19 protein-coding genes are annotated in these 16573 nt (G+C 26.9%); 9 read left to right on the forward strand and 10 right to left on the reverse strand.

Annotation, left to right across the window (positions count from 1 at the left end):
* The first annotated feature begins 312 nt into the window (after positions 1–312).
* The 9 genes from ACZ5B9_RS07225 (at position 313) to ACZ5B9_RS07265 (ending at position 9176) form a co-directional block, all read left to right on the forward strand.
* Positions 313–1017, forward strand: a complete 705-nt coding sequence (locus ACZ5B9_RS07225; protein ID WP_464421948.1) for a vWA domain-containing protein — start codon at positions 313–315, stop codon at positions 1015–1017.
* Between the two features lie 194 nt (positions 1018–1211).
* A complete protein-coding gene (locus tag ACZ5B9_RS07230) occupies positions 1212–1868 on the forward strand; it encodes a vWA domain-containing protein (RefSeq protein WP_464421951.1) in 657 nt (218 codons plus the stop codon).
* 50 nt (positions 1869–1918) lie between these two features.
* Positions 1919–3298, forward strand: a complete 1380-nt coding sequence (locus ACZ5B9_RS07235) for a PP2C family serine/threonine-protein phosphatase (RefSeq protein ID WP_464421954.1) — start codon at positions 1919–1921, stop codon at positions 3296–3298.
* Positions 3299–3413: 115 nt separating this feature from the next.
* Positions 3414–4778: a protein kinase domain-containing protein gene (locus ACZ5B9_RS07240; RefSeq protein WP_464421957.1), complete on the forward strand. Its 1365-nt coding sequence runs from the start codon at positions 3414–3416 to the stop codon at positions 4776–4778.
* A gap of 83 nt (positions 4779–4861) precedes the next feature.
* Positions 4862–5311: an SMI1/KNR4 family protein gene (locus ACZ5B9_RS07245; protein ID WP_464421960.1), complete on the forward strand. Its 450-nt coding sequence runs from the start codon at positions 4862–4864 to the stop codon at positions 5309–5311.
* A 2-nt stretch (positions 5312–5313) separates the two neighbouring features.
* Complete coding sequence (locus tag ACZ5B9_RS07250) at positions 5314–5907, forward strand: hypothetical protein (protein ID WP_464421962.1); 594 nt, start codon at positions 5314–5316, stop codon at positions 5905–5907.
* Between the two features lie 12 nt (positions 5908–5919).
* On the forward strand, positions 5920–7245 hold the full coding sequence (locus ACZ5B9_RS07255; protein WP_464421964.1) for a type IV secretory system conjugative DNA transfer family protein: 1326 nt from the start codon (positions 5920–5922) through the stop codon (positions 7243–7245).
* 6 nt (positions 7246–7251) lie between these two features.
* Positions 7252–8541, forward strand: a complete 1290-nt coding sequence (locus ACZ5B9_RS07260) for a hypothetical protein (RefSeq protein WP_464421967.1) — start codon at positions 7252–7254, stop codon at positions 8539–8541.
* A gap of 125 nt (positions 8542–8666) precedes the next feature.
* A complete protein-coding gene (locus ACZ5B9_RS07265) occupies positions 8667–9176 on the forward strand; it encodes a YARHG domain-containing protein (RefSeq protein ID WP_464421970.1) in 510 nt (169 codons plus the stop codon).
* 97 nt (positions 9177–9273) lie between these two features.
* Here ACZ5B9_RS07265 and ACZ5B9_RS07270 read toward each other — a convergent pair whose 3' ends face one another.
* The 10 genes from ACZ5B9_RS07270 to ACZ5B9_RS07315 all read right to left on the reverse strand — a co-directional run bounded on the left by ACZ5B9_RS07270 (position 9274) and on the right by ACZ5B9_RS07315 (position 16570).
* Positions 9274–9816 (reverse strand): NUDIX domain-containing protein, encoded by a 543-nt coding sequence (locus ACZ5B9_RS07270; protein WP_464421972.1) that lies wholly within the window; start codon positions 9814–9816, stop codon positions 9274–9276.
* Positions 9817–9881: 65 nt separating this feature from the next.
* Positions 9882–10442 carry a hypothetical protein gene (locus tag ACZ5B9_RS07275; protein WP_464421975.1) on the reverse strand — a complete coding sequence of 187 codons (561 nt, stop codon included), beginning with the start codon at positions 10440–10442 and terminating at the stop codon, positions 9882–9884.
* Between the two features lie 71 nt (positions 10443–10513).
* Positions 10514–11596 carry a dihydropteroate synthase gene (folP, locus tag ACZ5B9_RS07280; protein ID WP_464421977.1) on the reverse strand — a complete coding sequence of 361 codons (1083 nt, stop codon included), beginning with the start codon at positions 11594–11596 and terminating at the stop codon, positions 10514–10516.
* 68 nt (positions 11597–11664) lie between these two features.
* Positions 11665–13044 carry a bifunctional folylpolyglutamate synthase/dihydrofolate synthase gene (locus ACZ5B9_RS07285; protein ID WP_464421980.1) on the reverse strand — a complete coding sequence of 460 codons (1380 nt, stop codon included), beginning with the start codon at positions 13042–13044 and terminating at the stop codon, positions 11665–11667.
* Positions 13045–13110: 66 nt separating this feature from the next.
* Positions 13111–13659 (reverse strand): T6SS immunity protein Tdi1 domain-containing protein, encoded by a 549-nt coding sequence (locus tag ACZ5B9_RS07290; protein WP_464421983.1) that lies wholly within the window; start codon positions 13657–13659, stop codon positions 13111–13113.
* A 12-nt stretch (positions 13660–13671) separates the two neighbouring features.
* Positions 13672–14112, reverse strand: a complete 441-nt coding sequence (locus ACZ5B9_RS07295) for an immunity protein YezG family protein (RefSeq protein WP_464423931.1) — start codon at positions 14110–14112, stop codon at positions 13672–13674.
* 216 nt (positions 14113–14328) lie between these two features.
* On the reverse strand, positions 14329–14763 hold the full coding sequence (locus tag ACZ5B9_RS07300; RefSeq protein WP_304176848.1) for an SMI1/KNR4 family protein: 435 nt from the start codon (positions 14761–14763) through the stop codon (positions 14329–14331).
* A gap of 293 nt (positions 14764–15056) precedes the next feature.
* Positions 15057–15608 (reverse strand): GAD-like domain-containing protein, encoded by a 552-nt coding sequence (locus tag ACZ5B9_RS07305; RefSeq protein ID WP_464421986.1) that lies wholly within the window; start codon positions 15606–15608, stop codon positions 15057–15059.
* Positions 15609–15632: 24 nt separating this feature from the next.
* A complete protein-coding gene (locus tag ACZ5B9_RS07310; RefSeq protein ID WP_464421989.1) occupies positions 15633–16118 on the reverse strand; it encodes a hypothetical protein in 486 nt (161 codons plus the stop codon).
* Positions 16115–16570: a hypothetical protein gene (locus ACZ5B9_RS07315; protein WP_464421993.1), complete on the reverse strand. Its 456-nt coding sequence runs from the start codon at positions 16568–16570 to the stop codon at positions 16115–16117. Before ACZ5B9_RS07315 ends, ACZ5B9_RS07310 begins: the two co-directional genes overlap by 4 nt.
* Positions 16571–16573 lie beyond the last annotated feature (3 nt).

Genomic DNA, 16573 nt, shown 5'->3' on the forward strand with positions numbered 1-16573 from the left:
TATAATCAAAATAATTGCAAAAAAAGGAAAGTCTTATTATTGATAAAGTTAATATCATATGGTACAACTGTAATATGAAATATTTCATTATAATTATATTTATATTTATGAAAAAAATTAATAAAAATTTGCCTTCACAAAAATTTTAAAGTCTTTTTCTAAGTTTTTATTAATTAGTATCTTTATTTATACTGAAAATTATATTTGATATTCTAAAAAACAAAGATAAATCATAGATAAAATATATTTAAAAAAAGTAATAAAACACTTTCATAACTTTTGATTGTAATTAAAATTAAGGAGGATATAACAATGGAAGACTTAAGACAAAAAGGATATGACGAAGAAGAAATATATGGCGAGGATATGAATGTGGCTTCTCCGAATGAACCACATTTGGCTTGCGTACTACTTTTAGATACTTCGGGTTCAATGGCTGGAGATTCAATTGACAGTTTGAACAAAGCAATTAATGATTTCAAAAAGAAAACAGCTATGGATGAATTTGCTCAAAAAAGAGTTGATATTGCAGTTATTGAGTTTAATGATACCGCAAGGCTAGTGCAGGACTTTACTCCGCTTCCTCAATTTCAGCCAATAAATTTAACAGCTGGCGGACTTACTGCTATGGGTGAAGGAATAAATCTTGCTATAGACAAGGTAAAAGAAAGAAATAGGTTGTATAATGACATGGGAACACCTTGTTTTAAGCCATGGATTTTTATGATTACAGATGGAGCAGCTACTGATGATTTATCTACTGCAAGACAAAGAATTATTAATGAAGATGTAAATAAAAACAAACTTAAATTTTGGGCACTAGGAGTTCCAGGATTTAATCCAACACAACTTACATCATTAACAAAACGTTGTATTGCACTGAATAAAGCAGAATTTGACACAATCTTTAATTGGTTAAGTAAAAGTATGGTAACAATTTCTGTTAGTAGAGTTGATGAAAATCCACAGCTACCTGATCTTCCTAATGACGCACATACAATACCTTCAAATTGGTAATACTAACTGTAAGATTAAAATGTATTGTATATAAATAAATCTTTGTTTATCACAAATTGTATGAAAAAGTTTTAAATAAAAACTTTTAGTCTTTATAATTAGTTTAGTGTCTGAAAACTAAGAATTTTTAAAAAATTAAAAGTTTTCAGACATACAAATATATACTATCTAAATAAAAAAGGAGTATAATAAAAATGACAGATTTAAAACAAAAAACATTTGATGAGAGCTTTGATGATACTGCTGATCTAATTGCCCCATATAAACCACATTTGGCATGTGTTCTGCTTTTAGATATTTCAGGTGCAATGGATAAAAATCCACTTAAAGTAGTTAATGATTTTAAATATCAGATACAAGAAATACAGCGGAAAGATGTATTTGGGATTGAATCAGCTCAAATTGATATTGCAATTATTGTGTTTAATAATAGTTGTGTACAGGTAGTTCAAGATTTTATTTCACTTTCTGACTTTCAGAGAACAGAAATAATGTTAACAGTTAGTGGTGTTAGCAGTGATATTGCTATAAATGCAGGAATAAATTTTGCTATAGACAAGGTAAAAGAAAGAAATATGTTGTATAGTGACATGGGAACACCTTGTTTTACATCATGGATTTTTATGATTTCAGATAGAGCAACTACTGATGGTTTATCTGCAAGACAAAGAATTATTGAAGAAGAAAATAAGAAAAGACTTAAATTTTGGGCAATAAAAGTTTCAAAACTTGTGGAACTTGTATCAAAAACACTTGAATGGATTTGTTTAGAAGATGATCTTGCTCCTAATTTTGATGAATTTGACCTTTATTTGTATAAACCTGAAAAGTCAATACCTTCAGATTGGTGATAAAATATTAAAATATAGTAAATTATGTTGAAAATAAAAGGAGGTTTTATATGATAGTTAATTATGGATTTAGTTTGACAGGAAAATCACATGTCACTAAAAAAATTCCTTGTCAAGATAGTCATAAAATAAAAAAAATGGAAAATGGTTGGTATATTGCAGCTATTGCAGATGGTGTGGGATCAGCAAAAAATTCACAAATTGGTTCAAAAATTGCAGTAGATACCGTTGTGTCTTTCTGTGAAGAATATATGCCTTGGGATTACAATATAATTAGTATTAAATCAATGCTACGCACTGCATATAATTATGCATTTAAACAAATACTTAGAGAATCCCAAAAAACAGGAGAACCTATTGAGAGCTATGATACTACTTTAACTATGGTTATCTATGATGGGCATCGTATTGTATACGGTCATTCTGGAGATGGAGCTATAATTGGATTGAATTCTTTTGGAAGTTATATCCCAATTACTAAACCACAAAAGGGTACGGATAATGTTTCGGTTTTACCGTTAAGAGCTGGATATACACAATGGGAAATTGATAACTATGAAGAAGAACTAGCTGCAGTTCTTCTTATGACAGATGGAATAGCAGATGCTTTTTTGCCATATTTACTTAAGGGTATTGAAAATAATACAAATAGAGTATACATCCCTCTTGTAAGTTTTTTTGCTGATCCGGCTGGATTTGAAAAAGAAAAAGATAATGAGGAAATAATCCAACATATTAAATACTTCTTGTCTGATGACGAGAAATTTGATGATTCTATGTTTTATTCCCATATTGAAAAAATATATGAGAAGCGTGTTCCTGAAAATAAAGATAATATCATTAAAAAATTAAGAAAAAATAATTTTCCTATTAAATTAATAAAAAATGTAGAAGATGATAAAACATTAGTTGGACTGATAAATACAGAAATAGAAGTTGATAATAAAGAAGTCATTTTTTATGAAGAGCCAGACTGGAAAAAATTACAGGAAGAATGGAATAGAAAGGCATATCCACATTTGTATAATCAAGAATCCAAAAAATCCGAATCTAATGAAATTTCTTTTATTCCAAATAATACAAATAATGAAGATAAATTAAATCAAAAAGTAGAAAATCTTGAATCTAAATCCATTAAAGTTGAAAAAGTTCCCAATAATAAGTCTGATCAAGATGGAGAAAACTCTAAATCTAAAACTTCTGAAGATGATATAAATAGTAAATCAGAACAAGAAATGGAAAACCTTAAACCTGAAACTACAAAATCTTATAAATTTCCATTAGAAGAAACTAACAAATCTAACTTAAAAACAAATTCAAAAACTAAAAATTCCGAAATTACAAAAAAAAATGATAACCATAAAGAAGAAGAGACTAAAACAAATGTTATTAAAAAAAAATTAAAAAAATTCATGAGTTTTTTTGATTAATCTGATACTCTAAAATATATGTAATTAATGTGAAATATTAATATGAAGTAGAAAAAATTTTTAAAATAAATTTATACAAATTATCAAGTATACAAAGACAGAGAGGTTATTAAATATGATTTTTAAAGGAAAAAGTGGGATTTCTTATAAAATTATTGAGCCCGCGATTGGAAACGGTGGGGAAGGTTCTGTTTACAAAATAGATGGAATGCCAAATTTTGTATTAAAGGAATTTATTGATTCAAAGCGAACAGAAGGAAGAGAAAGAAAATTGCTGACTATGATTGCAAGTCCTGTTTCTAATAAAATCATGGAACATGTTACATGGCCGAAAGATGTTGTATATAAAAATGGACGATTTGCTGGCTATGTTATGCCAAAAATTAATAATAATAAAAGTTTAAACGTAATGTACAAACCACTCAAAAAAAATGAAAAAGATGAATTTCTTAAAAAAATTCTGATAGCCCAGAATTTTTGTGTAGCAATAAATTCTGTACATAGTGCAGGACAGGTATGTGGAGATCTCAATCCTAACAATATAACTGTAAATCCTAATAAAGGAAGAGTTACATTAGTTGATACAGATTCTTATCATATCACTGAAAAAAATAGAAACCGTGTATATCGATGTGAAGTAGGAATGCCAGACTGTTTAGCACCTGAAATTCATGAAAAAATGAAAAAATATAAGAGATTAGATACAGCACCTTTACCAACATTTACAAGACAAACAGATCTGTTTGCTCTAGCAGTACATATTTTTGCTTTACTGATGAATGGATGTCATCCTTTTGCAAATGCAGTTGATCTTTCCCAAAATCATGCATCCGTTGCCGCACCACAGCCTATAGAGAATATCCGCAATGGATTTTTTCCTTTTTATATGAACAAAAGCGGTTTGACTATACCAAAATATGCTCCAAAATTTGACCAATTACCTGAAAAAATAAGAAAATTATTCATTAGAGCTTTTGTTGATGGACATAAAAATCCGCAAATAAGACCAGATGCTGTAGAATGGTACAATGCTTTGGAATGGTATAAAGATTCAATTAAAACAAACAAACTATTCGTACCAGTAATACCACAACCCACAACCAATACCACAACCAATACCACAACCAATACCACAACCAATACCACAACCAATACAAAGCCACAACCAAATCTATTTGCTTCTAAAATGATGTTCTGGTTTTTAACTGTTATAATATCACTTGGAGTGTATATTAGATATTATTATAATATAACTGTTCCAATCAATGGTGACGGTTATATCAATTCATCAATAATTAATTTGATTGTACAAATAATTCGTTTGGGAACTATTATTTGTGGATTAATAGGAACTGTTCTTTATAACACTTTGCTGAGTAACAAGGGAAAGATATATGGATATAAGTGGTATCATTATTTCCTTTCTGTTCTTACATCAATTATCGGATTAAATATTGGTTATTTATTATTTACTAAATAAGAAAATTGTTCTTAATATATTTATTTTATGTGTCTATTAGAAAGATACGAAAATATTACTAGCTAAGAAAGGAGAAAATAATTATGAATATTGATGATATTGTAAAAAAATTAAAAAAATTTCCAGATATTATGGAATTAAATCATCCTATAACTGATGTAGAAATAAAACGTTTTCAAAATACTAATGGTATAGAACTTCCAAATTCTTATATCGAATTATTAAAAAAATTTGATGGCGGTGAAATATTTATTCCAGGAACAATTATCTATGGTATCAATACCGATGTAGATAACTATAACCTGAAAAAAATTAATGGAAAAAGTGTTAGGGGAAATTTTAACATTCCTATCACACTACTAATAATAGGAAAAACAAATGATGGTGATTGGATATGTATAAATTTAAACCCTAAAAATGAAATCATACAATGGGATCACGAACAGGATGAAGAATTTTGCAGCTGGGAAAATTTGGAAGACTGGCTTACTGAAACAATAGATGAGTATCTCAAATATGAAAGTAGTGTTTGATTATGAAAAAAAAATTAAGTAATGAAGAGAAAAAAAAACTAGCATACGAAAGACAAAATGCAGTTAGAAAAGCATGGAAACAAGAAAAAGAAAGAGTTTCTAAGGGATATGGAACTAGAAAATGGACTATAGATGAACAAAAAGAAATTTTACAAAGAGGGGCAGTTAGTGGATATCAAGGACATCACATGAAATCTGTAAGTTTATATCCTGAACATGCAGGTAATTCAGAAAATATACAATTCTTAAACCAAAAGGAACATTTATATGGTGCACATGGAGGAAGTTATCATAATTTAACAGATGGCTATTATGATCCTGAAACTAGAACAATGAAAAAATTTGGGAATAAAATAGAAAAGTTACCAAAACATGAACTTGTGCAATCTGAAAATAGAATTATGGAAAATGCAAGAATGAACTACGAAAATGTGGTATCACAATCATTTAAGTCAAATAATATTGACTTAGATGCCGTAAGAAAAAATTATGAAAAACAGTATGCAAATTCTAATTCTAAAATAAAGCAGGCTTCTGAGGAATCCTCTCATTCTCAAAATAATGAAAATAAATACAAAAATGGATATTCTAGGTAAAAGGAGAAAATAATGTCAGTCAATTTAGTTACCATACAAGGAGACAGTGTTTTAAATACTTCCCCTCCACAAAATGATAGTATAAAAAAAGGAGGAGTTGTACTACCAGGAATTCACAAAACAATTCCAACAAAGTTAATTGTAAATAATGACATAATGAGTAAGCATCTGCTTCTTATCGGAGGAACAGGTTGTGGAAAAACAAATGTTTTTAATTATTTTATTAAACAATTGAAACAAACAATGAGTCCAGACGATATTATGTTTGTATTTGACACCAAAGGAGATTTTTATTCACAATTTTATAAACAAGGTGATATTGTGATCGGTAATTCAAAAATATATTCATCAATTACGTCGAAATGGAATATATATAAGGAAATACTTATAGATGGATGGGATGACAACGATATCTGTAATAATGCCTATGAAATAACATATTCTCTTTTTAAAGAAGCTATTGAAAGAACATCACAGCAATTTTTTCCTAATGCTGCAAGAGATATTTTAACTGCAATATTGATTGCACATATAAGACTGGGAAAAGATTCTATAGATTTTAGAAAAAAATTTTTAAATAACAAAGCATTACGATATTTTTTAGATTCAATATCAGTAAAAAAGATTAAGGAGTTTCTAAGTACTTTTTCAGATTTATCATCTGTACTAATATACTTAGGTGATGGAATGAATGATCAAGCTTTAGGAGTACTTGCTGAACTGCAAAATATTTCTCGCCAAATTTTTATAGGAGCATTCGCTGAAGATGGACGTTTCTCAAGTCGAGAATTTGTTAGAAATAAAGGCGGAAAAACCCTTTTCTTAGAATACGACCTATCAATTGGAGATACATTAGAACCAATATATCGTTTATTATTTGATTTGAGTTTAAAAGAAACCATGGGGCGAAATAAATCAAGCGGTAACGTTTATTTAATTTGTGATGAATTTAAACTTCTACCTAATCTTAAACATATTGAAAATGGAGTTAATTTTGGTAGAGGATTAGGAGTAAAAATATTAGCTGGCTTACAAAGTATTGAACAATTATATGAAGTTTATGGTGAAAGCAGAGGAAGAAATATAGCATCAGGTTTTTCTACTATGATAGCATTTAAATCAAACGACACTGTAACCCGTGAATTTGTTTCTAATTTGTATGGGAAAAATATTGTCTTAGAACAATATAAAACATTAAATAGTAATTTAACTGAAGAAAAAAGAGAAGGAAAAACAGTGGAAGATTGGGATTTAAATAATTTAAAAGTTGGTGAAGCAATTATTGGGTTTGCCTATGAAAAACCATTTAAGTTCAAGTTTGATTTATTTAGGGGGTGAATTATATTGAAATTTATTTTCAAATTTTTTGAATTAATGTTTTTATTTTATAGATGGCTTTTTAATATATTATTTATTCATTTTAAAAAAAAGAAAATTATAAAAAATATTGAAAGAAATAATGAGCTTCAAAAAAATATTATTAGATATAACCCAATTAAAATTGAAGATTTAATAGAAAAAAGTAATCCTATCGATTCTCATATTATTTCTGGCGGAACATCAGACAATAGATCTAAGTTAGGAGCTTCGATTACTGCATGCTCACTTTCCCAAGGAATACCAACAATAATCCTTCATGAAGGAAACTTAACCTTGCAAAATTGTGTTGAGAATGCTACTAATTCTTTTAGAGATAAAGTTATTATAACAGGATCAACACCTATTTATGATCCATTTTATAACAGATCAGACAAAGAAATATGTAATTTAATTGTTAACTCGTCTAGCAGTAATGCGTTAATTAATGCAACTGGACAACAATATATACTAGGAATTATAGATTTTATTAGAAGTAAAAATATTTCTCCATATTATGAAATGCTCGTTAGTTGTCCTCATAATCAATTAATTGACAAGATTGATGATGCTGAAAAAAAAGGATATTTAAGTAATCAAAGAGCTATGATAATAAAAAGTCAACTTATACAAGGTCAAAATGAACGAGCAAATGTACAAGCTTTTTTTTCACAATTATCATCTTCTCAGGGAGCAGGGATTCTATCTAATCGTGGAGATAAAAATTCTGCAGTTAATATACGAACTGCAGTTTCACATGATGGCTTAATAATGATAGATATAGGAACGAGTACAAATGAAATACTATTAAATCTTATTGTAAATGAAATTAAAGAAGTCTTAACATCTGGAAAGAAAATTATGTTGATTTTAGATGGAATAAATATTAATTCCAATGATTTACTCTCTAAAGTTATAAAATCACTTTCATCAAAATGTCTTACTACATTTCTTTCTGAAAATATTTATTCAACATTAGGTGCTAATGATAAGTTATTTCATACATTTGTTGGAAATGCATCTAAATGTATAGTATTCTCACATATGGATAGTATTGCATGTAATAAATGGTCAGAAATATTTGGTTACTATGATGCTGAAAAAATATCACAAACTATTGGTGGAAATCAATATTTTGGTCTACAAGATTCATTTACTACGTCTTTTAATAGAGAATTTATTCTTAAACCAGAAGAAATATCAAGAATGTCTACAAATGAAATATATATATTAGATAAAAGCACAAAAGGAAAATTAATATATACTACTTTGCTATAAAGTAACAATAACTTTAACACATTATTAAAAAAATTAAATTTATTATTCTCAATTTCTCAAAATTTAGAACTAAAGTTAATTAAATAAAAGAATTTTTCAACAAAACAAAAAAGGAGAGCATTTTGATGAATAAAAATATGTATTCAAATAATTACAATAATAATTTAATTCAAAATAACAAACAAGCGTTTATCATAATTTCAATAATGATAGTAATAGTAATCGCTCTTCAGGTGGCGAAGAACCATTTGATTAAGAGTATAAATCAAGAAATAAATGCTTCAGACACATCTCTTGCAAGCTCTAATTATAAAAATAACTCAAATACAACTAATAATGCAGAAACACAGCAACAGGAAAAAGAAAATTCTAAAATTGATGTAGATAATATATATGAAATAATGGATCAAGTTTTAAATGACAATGAATCAATATTATATAATTATTCGCCATCTGAATTAAGAATAATAAGAAATACTATTTACGCTAGAAAAGGATATATTTTTAAAGATAAAAATTTAGGAAATTATTTTAAAAGCAAATCTTGGTATCATGAATCTATATACAATGAAAATGAAGTACCACTAACTTCAAGAGAGAAAAATTTTATCAATATAGTTAAAACATATGAATAAAGCTGAAAAAGAACATAACATATTTAATTATTATCTTTTATGGGCTATTTTTTTAAGATAAACTTAGCCCGTTATTCTTTAAATAGATTTTAGTTTATCATTTTTTCGTTATATTAAAATACTTATAATACCCCTTAAATTCCTCATCAGCCTCATTTTCTCCTAGCAAAAACCACTCTAATTCAGCCTTTTCACTATTTTTTTCTTCATCCAAAATAAGTTTATACCGAAAATCAATATGAATATGCTCCCCTTCACTTTTCACAGGATTCTCAGGAATCTCAATCACATTCACATCAATCAGTCCCAAATTTTGCATATTTTCATCAATTTTTACAAAAAAACCAGTTTCTTCTACAAATTCACGGATAGCAGTATCTATAGGCATTTCACCATTTTCTACGTGTCCTGCTGGCAGTAAAATAGTTTTTAAATACGGATGTTTTATAAAATAGCATTTATTTTTATTAAAAACAACTGCACTTGCTGATAAATGAACTTTTGATTTTCTGTTTGTCAAATCCTTTATTTTCATTTGTGATAATATTTCTGAAATTTTTTCTATTTTTATTTTCAATTCAGGCTCATATTCTGCTAAATTTTGTAAATGTTTTTTCAAAAAATCCAAATTTAATTTCATTTCTTTTATTTCTTTCTTTTTTAATTTAATTTTTTATCAATTATTATTTTTGATATACTTAATTATTATTTTACTTTTTCAAGGTTGTTTATGAAATTAATAATAAAATCATAGTATTCTTTAGTATTAGAGGAATCTTCATAAAAAAATGTTCTCAAATAAATATTATCTGAAATTTTATAAAATAGAGATTTATTATTTCCTAATTTACTTTTCATTATTTCAACTTTTCCAACTGTTTTTATTGTATCATTTTCTTTCAAATAATTATTTGATTCTTCATAGTATATTGAGATTCCTAATCCCACTTTTTCTTTATTATCATAAAAATATTTAGTATTACCGTCTTTTTTTAAAATTATATCTTTAGGAACATTAACAGAAATATTTTCTGATAATTTTAAGCGAACATTTTCTCTTAAATTTAAGTTATTTATATAATTTCTAAATTTTTCTTTATCTTTATTATAAATTGTTTCTATTCCTATAGGCGACTTAACTGAAGGAATGGAACTTGAAATCCCAGTTTCATTCAAAAGTGAACCAATAAAATATGTTGATGATAAACAAGAATTTAAACAAAATATAGATAATACAACAAACACCATTAATTTCGATTTCTTCATCTTAATTACCCACTCTTTCTCTTAATTTTTTTAATGTTTCATTTACATTTTAATTTGAAATTTTTTATTAATTAAATTTTATTATAAACTTCCAGCATATTCAAAATATCCTTAGTTTCCTTTACATCATGAACCCTCAAAATCCTTCCGCCATCTTGCACCATTAGACTCTCAAACATCAATGTTCCCATAAGTCTTTCTTCCAGCGACAGTCCAAATATTTTCTCATTAAAACTTTTTCTCGAAATAGCAATCATTATTGGCAATCTCATATCCCGTAAATATTTTACCGACTTAATTCTTTCCATGTCTTCAGGCGTATTCATGCTATTATTTGAAGAATATCCAACTCCTGGATCTATCGAAATTTTTTCTCTTTCAATTCCAGTTTCTAAAATTGCTTTTACTCGCTCATCAAAATAATTTTCCAAATAATTTTTCAAATTCGGAATTTCATCAAATCGCCCATTATTCATAACGACCAATGCAGGTTTATATTTTTCAACTAATTTTAATTTCTTTTCCGAAGTGAATCCATTAAAATCATTAATAATATCAATACCCGCATCCAGTCCTTTTTCAATAACTTCCTCAGTATCACTGTCTAAAGCCAGCACAATATCTGGAAACTCCTTTTTCACAGCCTTAATATATTTTTCAATCCGATTCCACTCTTTTTCTGCCGAAATATCATCAAAATTAGGCTTCGATGATTTTCCCCCAAATTCAAATATTTTAGCCCCATTTCTAATATCATTCTCAACCCTTTTTAAAACCTTATCAATACTCGAATTTCTCCCACCATCATAAAACGAATCTGGCGTAATATTCAAAATCGAATAAATAACTGATTCAGTTGTCAAATCAAACTCAAACCTATTTCCCTTCCAAATCAGTCTATTTTCTTGTAAAATCTCTTCCAATTTTTCAATTCCATTTTCAAATTCAAAACTATTTTCCATTTTAAAAATCTCAACCAATTGTTTTAATTCTGAATATTTAAAAATAGCTGTAATCTCTTGATTTTTATTAAATGAAAAAATATTCTTATTTTCTAAAAAATTACTAAATTTACAAAATTCTTCTTTATTTCCATTAAATTCAATAACAATATTTTTTGAATCCTTATTCTTAATTTCATTAGTTTTAATCATTTTTTTATTTCTTTCCCTTCTTAAATGATATATCTGTTTTTTTTGTTTAAATCTTTATTCTGATTAAATTAAAAATATTTTTCAATAACTTTTTTTACTTCTCCTAACAAATAAAATGATCCCACTACAAAAATACACTCATCTTCATTCTCTCTTAATTCCAACGCTTTCAAAAAAGCCTTCTCAATATTTTTTTCAGAAATTATAATATTTTTAGGATTTTCAATTTTTTTATCTTCAAAATATTTTTTCAAAATCTCTGAATCCAATTTTCTTTCTTCATTATTCGGCTCTGTCAGTATAAAATTATCTCCAGCTATTTTTAAAAGATTCACACATTTCTCCACTTCCTTATCCTTCAAAAACCCAACTACAAAAATTTTTTTTCTATTGCCAAAATTCTTTTTAACATAATCTACAAATGCCTCGATACTATCCTCATTATGTGCCACATCCAAATACACATTTTTAATTTTCTCAACTTTTTCCATCCGTCCTGCAATTTGCAATGTTCCCAAAGCTCTATCCAATATTTTTTCTGCATTTTGTAGAATATTTTCATCACAAAATTTAAAATACCATGTCAAAACTGTCGCTAAATTCTCCAACTGTTGTTCGCCTTTTAGTCCGAATCTAAAAAAATATTCATTATTTTTAAAATTTTTCCAAAAATCATAATTTCCAATTATTTCAACTTTAACTTTATTTTGAAATTCTAAACCGTTTTTAAATTTTAAATCTTCTTTTTCATAGATATTTTGCCTATTCTCTTCTATATTTTCCACTTTTTCGATTTTTATATTTTTTTCAGCTAAAAAAATATCACAATTTTTATTTTTTGCTTCTTTTTCCAAAATTTCATAAACTACATTTCTCTGATTTGGAGCAATTATAACATTGCTCTGTTTTCTTATAATTTTTGATTTTGTTTGACAAATTTCCTCAATCGTATTTCCTAAAATATTTTTATGATCAATCCCAATCTTTGTAAAAATAGTATAATCAATTTTTGAAACTGCATTCGTTGCATCCAGTTCTCCTCCAAGCCCACATTCCAAAATTAGAACATTCACATCCTTATTTTTAAAATGTATCATCGCAATCAAAAACACCATTTCAAAATACGATAAATCATTTTCTAAATTCAAATACAGTTCATTCAAAACCTGTCTTAACTTATTTTTACACTCTTCAAATTCCAGCTCAGTAATTTCAATCCCATTAACCTTAATCAATTCATAAATTGTCGTTATTTGAGGACTCGTAAATAATCCAACTTTATATCCTATTTCACACAAAATGCTATTAATCATATAACAAGTCGAACCTTTGCCATTCGTCCCGCTAACATGAATAACTTGAACATCACTCGCTAGATTATTCATTTTGTCCAAAATTTCTGCAAGCAATTTTACTCTTTTCTTTTCCCCATATAATGATTCTTTCATCACTTTTTCTCCTATTTTTGTAAAAATTATCATTTGTTAAGTTTATTTTGATATTCCATTTTAATTCTAATCATCTATTCCAACCTTCCCCACAAGCTCCGTAATCAAGTAAATATGTGTCAAAGTATCCCCTTTATCTAAATTATCAATGCTTTTCTTCCCGCCTAATCCCAACAATGGAACAAAACAAAAACTTTGATTATATTCCAATTCTCCATATCTTTTTACAGCTTTTTCATATGGTTTTAAATCAAAAAACTCTTTTCTAAAGCTCTCTTCAGTATATATATCTGAAAAAAAGAAGTCCATTCCAGAAGCCATTATATCAAAGTCCTCCTCCTTATAAAAAATTATTCCAATATATCTATTTTCTTGCCATGTTATTACATCTGCAAAAGCCGTTACAAATAAAGGTATCGACTCTTTTCCTCTAAAATAAGTCTCTTCTACTAATTCTTTATAATCATCTGGATTTATCACCCTTAAATATCCATTCAAAAAACTTCCCAATCCATAATTTTCCCAGATTTCTATAATCTCATCTGGCACTTGCCCTTTATATTTTTCAATAATTTCTGTTGGTATTTCTTTTTCTTTTTTAAAATCTCTTAACATTTTATTTCCTCACTATTCATTGAATCTCTTTTGATATTCCTCCATTTCCTTAAACAATTCTTCTTGCTCTTTATCTTTAGGCATTTTTCCTAAATATTTATAACAATAATAGTTTTTTTGATCTATACTACTATAAGAACTCTCAAACCATTTTGTATAATCAAATATTATTGTTAATTTCATATCTTCATTAACATTTACTACAATTGTTTGCCATAATTTAAATTCATTATCTATAAACATTTCTTTCAAATCATAAACTGTATCAAATAGTAAACTTGACTTTTTTCTAAATTCATCTTTTGGAATATTATATTTTTCAGGAATATCTAAAGAATATATGTATTCATTTTTATTTATATCTTCATCAAAATAAAAATATACACCTCCCCCACTCGAATCATCTGCCAGTTCTCCAAATAAATAAAAAGTATTCCATACTACAGGTATCATTTCATTCACTTGTTCTGCTATCCTCTTAAAAAATTCTCCATTCTATTTGTTAATTTCTCATCCATTTACTTTCCACCCCTTCTATTCATTATTTCTCCTGTAAATACTTTAAAAAATTAATTTTATTACTTATTTTTATCCATCATTAACGATTTATTTTCTTTTCATCTAAATATTTTTTACCATTTTTCATTTCTCAATTCTAACATATAAAAATTATTTATTAAATGCTAACTTCATAAATATTTGAATAAAATTAAATTCTGTTTCTTCAACAATTACTTCTAAATTTGATAAGTCCAAATAATAAATTTTATCTTCAAATTTTCCGTTATTTTTCTTAAAACAATAAACTCCTCCACATTGATCATCACTTACTGGAAAAAAATCTTTCTCAAAAATATTTTCATAATTAAGTACATAAGAATCACTTTTCTCACATACAGAGAATATTTCTGCAAATGCAAATGTTCCACCACCGAATTTCATTTGAAACTCAATAAAAGACTCAGGTAGTTTTCCTGATAAAATTTTCTCAATATTATTTATATCTTCTATTGTGGCTTTAGGTTCATTGTCTCTAAATAAAAATAAATTTGGCTTTACTTTCATTTCATTTTCTAAAAAATTTATAAATTCTTTTGTTTTCATGTTATCCTCCTATTTATCATATATTAAGTCAGGGTATATTTGTTCTCCCGCGAATCCCGTCAGGCTCATTCCTACACTCAAGAAACCTGATAATATATACCTTCCCTTCACATAGAATGGATGTTCTGGGGTTGTCAGTATTTCTTCTGTCTTTGTTTTTATTCTTATAACAGAACTATTTCCCCCTAATGCAAAGAACCTTGATCTCTTGCCGTAGAAATATCGTTATCAATTAATTTTTACAATCTTTACTTTTACAATTGTTATTTTTAATTAATTTTGATATTTTTTAATTATTCCACTCGTCCCATCAAATATACAATTACCTCTATATGTGTAAACGCTTTCCCTTTCTGTAAATTTTCTATTTTCTTGCCACCTACTGGTATTACGGGAACAAAACAGTAACAGTCTTCATATCCTACTTCTCCATGTAATTTTAATGCTTTGTTATACATTTCTAACTCAAAATTTTTCTCCAAAAATCTTTTATTACTTAAAAGTTCAAAAAAGTTATCCATCCCCTCCCATATAGCATTCACATCTAAAGTTTTATACTCTATCATTCCTATGAATTCATCTTCTTCCCAAGTTATTACATCAGCAAAAGCTGTTATAAATATTGGTATTGCTACATTTCCTCTAAAGTAAGTTTCTTCTACCAATTCTTTGTAATCATCTGGATTTATCACTCTTAAATATCCATTCAAAAAACTTCCTAAACCATACTTTTCCCATATTTCTATCATTTCTTTAGGGACTAAATTTCTATATTTTTCTATAACTTCTTTTGGCATATCTTTTTCTTTTTTAAAATCATTTAATATTTCTTCACCTTTTATCATGACTACTCTCCTATTCTATTAATTTTATCCTCTATACTTATCCATCAATGATTTATTTTTTATATAATTCTCCTTTATTTTTTCAGTATTTCCTTTATCAAAAAAATCTTTTATAACTTCACGAACAAATTCTTTATCTTCCATAAACATACTTAAAGGAATTTTATGCAGATCATTCTCTATTAAATCTGGATAATTTGGATAATATGTCAATGCTGTAGGTGCATTTGGATTTATATAGAAATAATTTTCATATTCTTCATCATCTTCATCACTAACTTCAAGTAAAAATTTCCCATCTAACATTGATATACTCAAACTTTTAGATATATACGGGATCTGTTTTTCTATCTCAACTAAATCTAATCTTAATCCTAACGCCTGTTTTTTATTTTCTAATGAACTTTTATATTTAGATTCTAAAATAGCTTCAGCTTCTTCAAAAGTTGTTTTTTTGTTATTTACAAATTTTATATAATAATTATTTTCTTCAAACATTTTTTTGCTCACTTCGTTGTTTTCTTATAAATTCTATCTATTTTCGCTTTAGGGATTAATCCTTTTTTTCCAAATTTTACATAATCATAAGGAAATTTATTTTTGCATTTCCAGTCGAATATTTCTTCTATTTCTGGTTCTATTAACAATTTCATTTCATTTATTTTTTCATTCATATCCGTTTCTTCGGTATAATCATCCCATACGTGAAAAGTAGTTAATCCTTCTTTTTTATTAAATGTTATAAAAACAACAGCATCACTTTCACCAGTTGGTTTTCCTCTATCTAAAATCGAAAAAATTTGTATTTCTTCAACTTCATTTTTTTCTATCATTTCTTTTATTCTTTTATCTGTTGATATATCTAAATATTTTAATGAATTATCTTGATTTAGCCAACCATCATCTGTTCTTAATTTTACATAATTATTTTCAAATGAATGAAAATCTAAATACCATTTCATCTG

The organism is Leptotrichia sp. SK-5, from assembly GCF_055387215.1.